This is a genomic window from Pseudoalteromonas sp. BZA4 (assembly GCF_040104395.1).
In the GTDB taxonomy this organism is placed as follows: Bacteria; Pseudomonadota; Gammaproteobacteria; order Enterobacterales; family Alteromonadaceae; genus Pseudoalteromonas.
The window spans coordinates 47489-58446 of sequence record NZ_JBECOT010000005.1 but is presented as its reverse complement, the minus strand read 5'-3'; the positions used below and the strand labels follow the sequence as shown (position 1 = coordinate 58446).

The window sequence follows — 10958 nt, the reverse complement described above, 5'->3', positions numbered from 1 at the left end:
ATTAAAGGTGGTTATTTAAGCTTAAAATTTATTAGTGGTGCAGCACTATAGTTATAGATTGCTTTTTAAATAGTTCTACTACATTGAGTTAGTCATCAACTGACAGACAACAATGATAACGACTATAAAGGCGATATATGCAAAAAGTAACACAATTATGTAAACGAAAATCAGCGTCGTTTACTTCGCTCGCAGTGCTCTGTGCTGCTATTTTCTCACAGCCAAGTTTTGCAGGGAGTTGGCAGCAAAATGTCAGCATTGGCGGTTTTAATAATGTTCATATTTACACTCCTGATACGCAATCAAGCATAGGCAATGGCCATTCTTTGATGCTAGTACTGCATGGCTGCGTGCAACCCATTAATAACTACTTAACTGCGAATCTTGAAGATGCAGCCGAAGCCCATGGCATGGTAATAGCCGTTCCTGATGCTATGAATAAAGCAGGCTATAGCTGCTGGTCATATTGGCAAGGAGCAATCAATAGAAGCTCTGGCGATTATAAAAATCTGATTAATTTAGCCAATACATTGAGCGCTGATGCAACGCGTAATATTGACCCTAAACAAGTGTATATTGCAGGCTTATCATCTGGAGCCGCCATGGCTGCACAAACGGCTTGTGTGGCGCCTGATGTATTTGCCGGAGTTGCACCAAGCGCCGGGCCAACCATCGGCACAAGTTCAAGTGGGGCGATTTCGACTTGCGAAACAGTGTCTGAAAACACCTTTGTATCCCGTTGTGAAAGCTATGCTGGCAGTTATAAAGATCACTTTGCTACACAAATAGCGGTGATTGGTCACGGTACTGCCGATACCACAGTGAATACCTGTTATAACCAACAAAACGCAGATGGCTTTGCTGCCCTTTATGGGATTAATCAACTTTCAGGCACAACGACAATAAGTGATGATGCAACGCGTACCGCTGAGCAGTCACTTTGGCAAGACAACCGGGTCGCTATGCTGTGGTTTAATAATTTGGATCACTCATGGTCGGGCGGGCAAGGTGCGTCTGGTGATTATGTGGCGGCAAACAGTATTAATTTTGCAACCTATCTCGGTGAGTACTTTGCGGCGAATAATAAACGAGTTGATCGTAATGCAGGCCCTGAAATTAGTAATTTAACTGCCACAGACAGTAATAACCAGCTCACCATTACAGGCAGTGCAGTCGACCCAGAAGGCAATGTAACCAATGTTGATATTAACGTGTATAGCCTAGCCGGTGGCGCGGCAAGCTTAATTGAGTCACTGAACGTGCAAGTCGATGCGAATAATACCTTTAGCGGGGTGACAAGTGCACTCAGCGATGGTCTTTATGAAGTGCGTGTCAGTGCCACAGATAACGAATCGAAACAAGGTGATGAAGCTAATCTAACGGTACGCGTTGGACCAGAGCCAGCAGCTACAGCACCGCTACTGAGTGACACTGCGGCAAGTGTAAACGGGCAGTGCGCTACAGTGACGGGAACGGTGATTGATAATAATCAAAATTTAAGCACTGTCGTGGTCAGTTTTAGCAATGGTGATGTGACGGCTACTGTGAATGGGCTTGAGTATTTTGCTGAGCAATGCAATCTAGCTGGTGGCAATAATAGCGCAGTGATCACCGCAACTGATGATACTGCGCTTACATCAATAGATAGTATTAGTTTTGTCATCGATGCTGGTGTAACAGGCGATTACAATCTTCATATCAACGAAGGCCATATTAGCTGGGGCGAAGGTTATTCTGCCTGTTATTTAGCGTTTGGAACCGCTGCCTTTACAATGCGCGAGTATTCAGCGGGCACAAATCAATGTCAGTGGATTGCTGATGATGACTCAAGTTGTGCAGGGCCATTACAAGCATGCAAAACCACCACAGAACCGACTAATGACGCAGACAACGACGGTGTGCTCGACGGCGCAGATAATTGCCCGAATGTAGCGAATGCTGATCAAGCCGATAACGATAATGACGGGATTGGTAATGTGTGTGACAGCACACCTGATGGTGAAACGAGTGACTCCGACAGTGATGGTGTCAGTGATAGCTTAGATAACTGCCCGCTGGTGGCCAATAGTGATCAGCTAGATAGTGATGCAGATGGTGTGGGTGATGCGTGTGACTCAACACCGAATGGTGAATACCAATGCACTGAAACCACCTCAAGCAACTATGCGCATGTGCAAGCAAATCGCGCAACCACGAATGGCTCTTACGCCTATGCGGTGGGCTCAGGTGATAACCTAGGTCTTTATAACACTTTTTATACCAGTACCTTAGCGCAAACTAGTGCTGGGTATTATGAATTAGGTAATTGCCCTAATTAATAGATGTGTGTCGCCCAAACGGGCGACACTTTTTTCTAAACATCGTTTAGAACTTATAGGTCAGAGTTAGGCTACCGTTTGTTGGCGCGCCGTAATAACCCACGGTTTGTAAGCTATTGATATACTGCTCATCAGTAATATTATTAACGTTAGCTTGTACTGCTACTTGGTCATTAATATTCCAACGCGCGAAGGCGTTTAGCAGGGCGTAACTACCTTGCTTAACATTGTAATCAGTGCTTTCGATTTTAGATTGCCAACGGCCATTTAAACCCACAACCATTGCATCTGTTAATGCATAATCCACTGTTACACTAACAACATCGCGAGGTGCCCATTTATTGGTGTCATCACCATTTTCATCTGTAACATCAATATGTGTATAAGATGCGACGATATTCATAGCGTCGGTGATTTTACCAGTGACTTCAAATTCATAACCTTCTGACTCAATAGACACGCCTTCATAGTAATAAATACCATCTTCAGTGAGGCCCGCATATTGCGCAAAGTTATCTTGCTCTGCAGTAAAGTAGGCAAATGTTGTCATTAGGGCATCATCAAACCAAGAAGCCTTAACACCAGTTTCAAAGTTAGTGCCTTTGGTAGGTGCTAAGTATTGGCCGTTGTAATCAGCTTGCTCTTGCGGCTGATAAATATCTGAGTAACTAGCATATAAGTTTAAATCGTCGTTTAACTTATAGGTAAAACCGATATATGGGCTTGTTTCGTTTTCGTCATTATCGATTGATGCACCGGCATTCATACCTGAGCGTTCAAATTCAATAGCGTTAAAACCAACCACAGTAAATAATTTATCCGTAATATTTAACTGAGCAGAGCCAAAGTAACGGGTTAGCTTTTGTTCAATATCTGAATACAGAACCGGCGTTAACCAATCAGGTTCAGGGATCGCATCTAAATCGTACGGAAACGCAGGAGTTGATCCGGCCGCTGATGTATTTGCAAAATCAAACGGGTGCTGATACATCACATCATCACTTTTTGCATGGCTTACCCCAAAGCTCGCTTGGTGCTCTTTACCAAACAATTCAAAGGCACCAAATGCTTTGATTTCAAATAAATCAGCATCGATTTCACTATCATAACGACCAGGAGAACCACTTAGGCCAAGGTTAGTATCTTTATCAATAGTGCCATATGCATAAAAAAGTTTATCTTGCTCTTCAAAACCGCGGAAGTTGTAGCTCGCTTGAAGTTGCCACGCGTTTGCAAAAACATAGTTGTACTCAACAAATGCAGAGGTGTTAATGGTGTCCCACATTGTCCATTCTTGAGTGGTTGTGTCGCTGACATCCCATTTAGCTTGCGTGCCATCTGTGTAGTTATAAACAAGACCGCCCCAGGTGTTGCCATCGGTATCAGCGTCTTGATATGAATAACCCAAAGTAACAGTTGAGTTATCTGTAAGCTGACCATCTACCACCGCAGAGAAAAACTCGCGGTTGTTCTCAAGGCCGTCTAGGTATGATTCTTTATCTTCTGCGGCAGCCACAAAACGTGCAGCCCAACTACCTGATTCGGTTAATAAAAGAGAATAGTCAGCTTGTAAACGTTTAAAATCCCATGAACCAACAGAGACACCGATTCCACCGCCGTTTTCGTTTTTAGGGCGTTTGCGCACATAGTTAAGCGTACCCGATGCATTACCTACACCAGTGAGTAAGCCATTGGCACCACGAATAACTTCAATTTTTTCGTAGCCGTATGCTTCCATTGCGCCGGTAACGATACCCCAGTCATTCGGTAAGCCAACGCCATCGATTTGTGTATTCTTAATTTCAAAACCACGTGATGTGTAGTTGGTACGGTTAGTTTCCCATTCTTCAACATTGATACCAGGTGCTAAGCGTAAAGCATCATTAATGTTAAAAGCGGAATAATTCTTTAGTTGCTCAGCAGAGATCACACTGATAGATTGCGGAGTTTCATCAATTTCTAGCGCTAAACCTGTTGCTCCTTCACTAATACGGTTTTGTCGAATACCTACAATTTCAATTTTTTCGAGATTAGCCTCTACGTCAGTCGTTTGCTCTGCAAAACTGATTTGAGGGTAAAAAGCACAAAGAATAGCGGTTGCAATAGGCAACTGAGTGAATTTCATTTTTATCTCCGCGTGTTATTTAGCAAATTTTTATAGGGTTATTGTTTTTAATAGGGAAACAATCGGCGGGTAAGTTATCACAACTGATAATAGTTATCATCACCATTCATCGCAAAAGTGATATGTTAATATAAATAAATGTAACAAATTATGTCGAAGAGTTTTGTCTATATGGGAAGGCGAGTTTACTAATAGGGTATGAAAAAGGCGCCTTGAGGCGCCTTGATAAATTTATTTATTATCACTCGACATCGAGCTGCCAACCGAGGCGGTAATCACTAATAAAATAGCTAGCCACTGCCACACGCTCAAAAACTCAGAAAGAATTATAAAGCCAGCAAGTGCTGCAATCGCCGGCTCTAAACTCATCATAATGCTAAAGCCTTGTGCTGGCATATTACGTAGTGCCACCATTTCTAGCGTATACGGCAGTGCGCTCGACATGACTGCAACTAAAATACCGAGCGGTAAAACTTCCCAACTCAATAGTGCAACTCCTTGAGAAGCTGCGCCATAAGGCACAAGTACAATCGCGGCGACGCTCATACCCATGGCAACTGTCATCCCGCCAGAGCCTTGGTTTCCAGTTTTTTTGCCAAACAATATATAAAATGCCCAACACGCTCCCGCCGCAAGGGCTAAAATTACGCCAACTGGGTCGAGGCTGTCTTCGCCTTTCATATCGGGTAATAATAAAATAATGCCAGCAATGGCGCAGGCTACCCAAAATAGGTCGCGTTTTTTACGTGACGAAAGAAGAGCAACCGCAAGGGGGCCAGTAAATTCTAGCGCAACACCTATCCCTAAAGGAATACGTTCAATCGCGTAATAAAACAGAATATTCATGCCACCTAAACTCAAGCCATAAACGATGATCGGCATCCGTTGTCCAATAGGCGGAAATGCGCGCCAAGGTTTAAACACAAGGCACAAAATAGCTGCTGAAAAGCCTAAGCGCAGTGCTGTGGTGCCTTCAGGGCCAATTAAAGGGAATAATTGCTTTGCAACAGAGGCTCCAGATTGAATGGTAACCATTGCGAGAAGCACGCAAATAACAGCAATAAAAAACGGGGGAATGGTGCGCTGCATCACTGTCCTTATGAAAGTTAATAGCTCAAGTTTGCGGCGATTCTACTGATGTTTTATTGGAGAAGAAATGTTTTTCGTTAAACGGACACGGATTTTCGATAAAGCAAAAGTATGGGTATCAAATAGCTTTGATACCCATACTCAGAATGCTTAAGCTCGACTTGCTTGTTCAAAGGCTGGAATGATGTTTTGCGTGGTCTGTTTTTGTTGCTGGCGTTTGGCCATTTTGACCGCGACCAAGACTTTGACAGTGTAGGAGCAACAAACTGTTACGGCGACGATAATAGTAAATCGACCGCAGTCTATGGTGGAACAAGTTTTAACTTAAGCGGATTAACGTTAACAGCGGGTCTGCGCATTGAGCGTAAAATCACTAATATTGAAGATGCTCATAGCTATGGTTTTGAAGTTGAAGCTTACAGCATGTTGGGCGATCAGTGGCAGTTACATGGCGGTTTCGGTTTATTGAAAACTAAAATTGATGAATCATCAGCCTTTCCTGATGCCGTTGGCAATGATTTAAACTCTGCACCGGAGTTAACGGCAAGTTTAGGTCTGTCGCATTGGTTTACTGATAGTCTAAAAGTGAATTTAAGTGCCAATTATGTTGATGAATTTTATGGTGACTTAACAAACACAGAAGAGTGTGTTGCGGGTGATTACACCATTACGCGTTTATCGATGACTTATGATACTGAACAATGGTTGATAAGTGCCTTCATCAACAATGCCTTAGATGAAGAAGTATATACCTCACAAGAACCAGTCAGTGGTCGTTACCCGCAAGGCTATGTGGCAGTGGTTAACCCGCAAACTATCGGTGCATCAGTTACTTACCGATTTTAAACTAATCACTAGTCGCTGAGCTGGATTAGCGACTAGCTTAATTTAAAGCGATTAATTTGCCCGTTTAAGTTATTCGCCAAGTTAGCCAGCTTACTCGATGAGTCCGAAATGCTTTGCGTTTGTTGCTGCGACTTTCGACTGGTATCTTGTACTTCGTTTAAGCGCTGGGCGATTTCTTCGGTCACTTGAGATTGCTGCTCAGATGCAGAAGCTATGGTCATATTGGCATCAGAAATGGCTTTTGCTTGCACGCTAATTTCATCGAGCATATGGCCCACTTTTTCTGAGTTTATCACCGCTTCTTTAATTTGATTATCGCTAGAGCGTATCCTCTGCGTCACAGCATTGGTTGCAGATTGCAATGAGTCAATTTTATCTTGGATCTCAAGAGTAGAGCTTTGCGTGCGACTAGCCAAAGTTCTTACCTCATCAGCAACAACGGCAAAACCCCGGCCTTGTTCACCTGCTCTTGCAGCTTCGATTGCGGCATTGAGTGCCAATAAATTAGTTTGTTCGGCTATATTACTGATAACACTTAAAATAACCGTGACTTCATTCACAGAGGACTCGAGTTGGTTAAGGTCTGTTAGTGATTTGGTGAGTGTATCGGCCACTGATTCAACAGAGCTAACTCCTTGTTGTACAACCTGTAGACCATCTTGGGTTTTTTGATTAGCTGCGGTGGCACTGCTTGCCGCTTCTGCACAGTTTTGAGACACTTCTTTAACGGCCGTTGAGTTTTCATAGACTGAGCTTGAAATCACCTCAATCGCTTGGCTTTGAATATCATTGAGCGTTTTGGCTTGTTGTGAAATTTCATCTAGGCTTTTTGCTGCTACTTGGGCCTGCTCTGATTGATCATGTATTTCTTTAAGAAGCTGAGATAGCTTATCAACCATAATATTAAAGCTGCTCGCAAGCTGGCCTATTTCGTCATCGGCTTTGTGGTCAATATAGCGAGATAGATCCCCTTCAGAGATACGCTTGGCTTCATCAATTAAGGCATGAGTTGCTTTAATCACTTTTTTCTCTAATTGCCAGTAACACACTATTAAGGTAGCAATAATAGTCAGGACTAAAACGGTACTAATTAAACTCAAGGTAACCACACGGTCGTGATTTCCTTTGACTTCAGCCGCACTTTTTTCCTCGATTGAACTTAAAAAAGCTTTCACGGGTTGCTGAATTTTCTCAACTTCTGCCATGTAAGCATCGTTGGTTAAAAGCTCGATAGCTTGCACCCACCTTTTATGCTCGCTAGGGGTTAAGTTATTGGTATCTCGGCCAAGCAAATCATTGACCAAGCTAAATGCTTTTTCTTCTGTTTCAACAAGTTTAAGTGATAAGTCGTTGGATTTTTGCAACAGGGCTAAATCATCAGCAGCCACATTAAAGGCTTTTAAACGCTGCACATAGCTCTTCTTTTCGCCATTTAGCCAAGCAGCTTTTCCTTGAATTTGGTCAACAAGTTCTTGGTATTCCCCTTTATAGCGATTTTCTAGGGTTACAACGTGTTGACGAGCAAGTTCAGTTAAGTGAATCGAATTTGAAGATGAATACTTAGCAAGGTGGCTTAGTTCATAACGCTGTTGGGCCGACTCCATACTTTCATCTTGGCCTGATTGCAAAAATAGAATAATGAGGAGTAGACCTGCTGCAAGGGTAATGGTTGCTGCGAAAACAGCTCTGAGTAAAAAGCGAATAGTCAAAATATTACCCTTCTCATTGAAAGTAAATATTATTAACCATAGTACAAAAATCTAATTTCAATAAAAATTACGAGTAAGTTAATTAGAGGTCGTCATTTAAGCTTGTATGAAGGGGGCTAAAAATAACAAGGGCAGTGTCCATTGCCCTTGAATAATGCATTTACTGGTCTGCGGAATACACAACGCCAAGTTGGCTTCGTGCTTCATCGAGCACCGCCATAACTTGTTTTGACAGTGTATGAGTATTAACTGATGACTCAATTTGTCCGGCATTCGCTGCTTGAATAAAGTGGTTTACTTCATGGCGCATAAAGTGTTCATCAAATGGCTCAGAGAGCTCTTCAACTGTGCCATCGTTACCTATATATTGCATACGCTTTAATAAAGAGACTGCTTCGATACGAATACGGCCTTTTTCACCTTGGATCTCAGTAAAATTATCGCCTTGCGAGATTTTCGAATAGCTGATCACCGCTTGCTTATCTGCGTAATTTAATAATACATCGCCAGCTCCATCAACGCCGGTCTCAAGTAACACGGCGCTGGCTTTTACACTCTGAGGCGCGCCCCATAATGCGAGTAAAATATACAGCGGATAGATACCTAAATCGACTAATGCACCGTTAGCAAATTCTGGCAAGAAAGTATTTGGTCGCTCGCCATTTTTATATTTATCGTAACGTGATGAGTACTGACTATATTGACCAATATATTTGCGGGGTGTGCCAATCTTTGCAATTGCATTTTTTAAGCGTGCGAAGTTTGGTAAATGGGTGGTCATCATCGCTTCCATGTATAAGCGTTGATGTGTTTTGGCCGCCTGAATGATGGCCTCTAGTTCTTTACTATTAGCAGCCGAAGGCTTTTCACCTAAAACATGTTTACCGGCTTTTAAACACATTACAGCATATTCTTTGTGTAAGCTATTTGGCGCAGCAATGTAGACAGCATCGACTAATGGGTCTTCGCATACTTGCTCAATATTGGTAAACACCTTAGCCTTTTGAGCATCGTGCTTTGCAAGGAAAGCCTCGCCTGTTTGCTGCTCTCGAGAGCACACACCATATAAGGAGAATTGTTCAATTTGTTTAGCTGCACTCAGTAGTGTATCGCTTATAAAATTGGTACCTACAATCACAAAGTTCATGGTTACTCCTCGTTGTTTTGTGCAAGCCATGCTTGCCAATCCAGTTCAAACTTTTCCATTTGTTTATGTTTTTTGCTTAACAAATGTTTGTCTTCATCTTCTTGTGCCATATAAGGGCCTACGCGGCATAATGCACAGTGTTTATCACCTAAATAAGCGGGTAAAGTCAGCTTTTCAGTAATACTATTGTCAGTTTTTTCGCTAAATACATAGGTAATGCCGCTGGTGTCTTTAACGTGTTTATCGCGATCAACATTGCGAATTTTATAGCCAGGGAATAAATTAATATCGAATGGCATTTGTCCTAGATATTGGCAAGTCAGCCCTTGATTTAAGCTGCCTTCAATATTCCATTCGCGATAAGGTTTTACATCTTTAGAGGTGATGTAGCAGAGCATCGGGCCGTTTTTATCTAATGCGAACTGGCTTGCGTAGTCTAGGTAGCGATGCAACAAAGCACGGTTTAAAACATTCATACCACCTTGTTGGGTATTTGCCTTAAATGCAGCTTCACCTTTAAACGCGGGTATAAGTGGAAATTGAAAAATAACCACATCAAAACAAGCGCCATCTAAGCGCTGCCACGAGTCTGGCTTTGTTACATCAAACTCAGTGAGTGTTTCAATGTTAAGTTGTCGCAAGGCGCGAAGTGCATTGTCGGCATATTTTTGTTCTATGGTGTTTGCATCATCATAAGTTGAAGCAACAAGCTTGGCCGGTTTTATATAACGAGCAATAGAGTGTGAAAATGATAAATCACCATCGCCAACCGTTAATATGCGCCAACTAGGGTCTAAAAACATGTTGTTATTTGCCTTGTGCTGGCGTTGTTTCTTGTGCGATTTCAGGGCAAAGGGCTAAGCGAGTTTTAAGCCCTTCAATGGCTATTTGCTTAAAGATTAAGTTAAAACTAATCAATACGGCAATAACGATATGAATAGGACCATGGGTAAAACCCGCGTCTGTGTCAAAAAGCATTAAGCCGAATAACAAGAACATGGTAGCTAAAAATATTTCAATCAACTGATTTGAATATAGCTTTAAATTGCCTTGGTTTTTATGATCTTTTTTAATGTGAATCGCACAAAAAAACGGGATCACTTTTACTTTAAAGTGAGCGTTTTTTTCTACGTAATTTTCGCCAAGGTGGTCTAGTTTAGCGCGCAGTTGATCTATCATAGCAAGTCCTTAAAAAACTGAGCCGCGGATGTTACCGCAAACGCAAGAAAAGGGCTACTCAGGATAGATACTCATGCCAATTACAAATATGTGGCATACAAAAACCACAGACGTTAAAACAAAACGCATTTTTTGATAATCAACGTGATAGGTTTGCCACTGTGGTGAGCTTTTTTCAAATAACAGCACTAACCAAAAACTTGCTGCGAGCCAAGCCAGTGTCCAAGTTGCTGGTAAAAAGCTTAAAAAGCCAATCGGTAAGATAGGAATAATCGCTTTTATAGCATCAGCATGCGTTTGCTGTCCTGCATGCCATAAATTGCCAGCCATAAAGGCTAAAATAGCGATGCTATAAAAAGTGAAAAAGTCTAAGTTGACGGCATTACTTCCTGCAATAAGTGGCCAGCCTACGCAGCCTAAAAACGGTAGTAAACCTAAGTAACCGAGTTGAATGTGATTAATAAACTTTTCCATAATGACCTTAAAGCCGCCTAACTGGTATAAAATAACTCGTGGTTATTTTATACCAGTTAGGCGGCTAAAAC

The 10958-nt window shown here is 42.1% G+C and carries 9 protein-coding genes; 2 read left to right on the top strand and 7 right to left on the bottom strand.

Annotated elements, in window-relative coordinates:
• The first annotated feature begins 137 nt into the window (after window positions 1-137).
• Entirely contained in the window at window positions 138-2318 is a 2181-nt protein-coding gene (locus ABMY41_RS03695; protein WP_349274157.1) for a PHB depolymerase family esterase, read from the top strand.
• 46 nt (window positions 2319-2364) lie between these two features.
• Here ABMY41_RS03695 and ABMY41_RS03690 read toward each other — a convergent pair whose 3' ends face one another.
• Both ABMY41_RS03690 and ABMY41_RS03685 read right to left on the bottom strand, forming a co-directional pair.
• On the bottom strand, window positions 2365-4443 hold the full coding sequence (locus ABMY41_RS03690) for a TonB-dependent siderophore receptor (RefSeq protein ID WP_349274156.1): 2079 nt from the start codon (window positions 4441-4443) through the stop codon (window positions 2365-2367).
• Window positions 4444-4674: 231 nt separating this feature from the next.
• Window positions 4675-5532, bottom strand: a complete 858-nt coding sequence (locus tag ABMY41_RS03685) for a DMT family transporter (RefSeq protein WP_289097054.1) — start codon at window positions 5530-5532, stop codon at window positions 4675-4677.
• 189 nt (window positions 5533-5721) lie between these two features.
• Here ABMY41_RS03685 and ABMY41_RS03680 point away from each other — a divergent pair, with 189 nt between their 5' ends.
• Window positions 5722-6378: a TonB-dependent receptor gene (locus ABMY41_RS03680; RefSeq protein WP_289097055.1), complete on the top strand. Its 657-nt coding sequence runs from the start codon at window positions 5722-5724 to the stop codon at window positions 6376-6378.
• 32 nt (window positions 6379-6410) lie between these two features.
• On the opposite strand, the gene ABMY41_RS03675 is transcribed toward ABMY41_RS03680, so the two are convergent.
• The 5 genes from ABMY41_RS03675 to ABMY41_RS03655 form a co-directional block, all read right to left on the bottom strand.
• Complete coding sequence (locus ABMY41_RS03675) at window positions 6411-8087, bottom strand: methyl-accepting chemotaxis protein (RefSeq protein WP_175078807.1); 1677 nt, start codon at window positions 8085-8087, stop codon at window positions 6411-6413.
• 160 nt (window positions 8088-8247) lie between these two features.
• The gene (locus ABMY41_RS03670) at window positions 8248-9234 is read right to left on the bottom strand and encodes a Gfo/Idh/MocA family oxidoreductase (protein WP_349274155.1); all 987 of its coding nucleotides are present in this window, start codon (window positions 9232-9234) and stop codon (window positions 8248-8250) included.
• Window positions 9235-9236: 2 nt separating this feature from the next.
• On the bottom strand, window positions 9237-10037 hold the full coding sequence (locus ABMY41_RS03665) for a class I SAM-dependent methyltransferase (RefSeq protein ID WP_175078809.1): 801 nt from the start codon (window positions 10035-10037) through the stop codon (window positions 9237-9239).
• A gap of 4 nt (window positions 10038-10041) precedes the next feature.
• Window positions 10042-10413 (bottom strand): hypothetical protein, encoded by a 372-nt coding sequence (locus tag ABMY41_RS03660; RefSeq protein ID WP_055021426.1) that lies wholly within the window; start codon window positions 10411-10413, stop codon window positions 10042-10044.
• A gap of 54 nt (window positions 10414-10467) precedes the next feature.
• Entirely contained in the window at window positions 10468-10887 is a 420-nt protein-coding gene (locus ABMY41_RS03655; protein WP_130167664.1) for a DUF3429 domain-containing protein, read from the bottom strand.
• Window positions 10888-10958 lie beyond the last annotated feature (71 nt).

Coding starts and splice junctions, on each gene's coding strand:
- ABMY41_RS03695 (WP_349274157.1), top strand. CDS start 138: ATGCAAAAAGTAACACAATTATGTAAACGAAAATCAGCGTCGTTTACT.
- ABMY41_RS03690 (WP_349274156.1), bottom strand. CDS start 4,443: ATGAAATTCACTCAGTTGCCTATTGCAACCGCTATTCTTTGTGCTTTT.
- ABMY41_RS03685 (WP_289097054.1), bottom strand. CDS start 5,532: ATGCAGCGCACCATTCCCCCGTTTTTTATTGCTGTTATTTGCGTGCTT.
- ABMY41_RS03670 (WP_349274155.1), bottom strand. CDS start 9,234: ATGAACTTTGTGATTGTAGGTACCAATTTTATAAGCGATACACTACTG.
- ABMY41_RS03665 (WP_175078809.1), bottom strand. CDS start 10,037: ATGTTTTTAGACCCTAGTTGGCGCATATTAACGGTTGGCGATGGTGAT.
- ABMY41_RS03660 (WP_055021426.1), bottom strand. CDS start 10,413: ATGATAGATCAACTGCGCGCTAAACTAGACCACCTTGGCGAAAATTAC.
- ABMY41_RS03655 (WP_130167664.1), bottom strand. CDS start 10,887: ATGGAAAAGTTTATTAATCACATTCAACTCGGTTACTTAGGTTTACTA.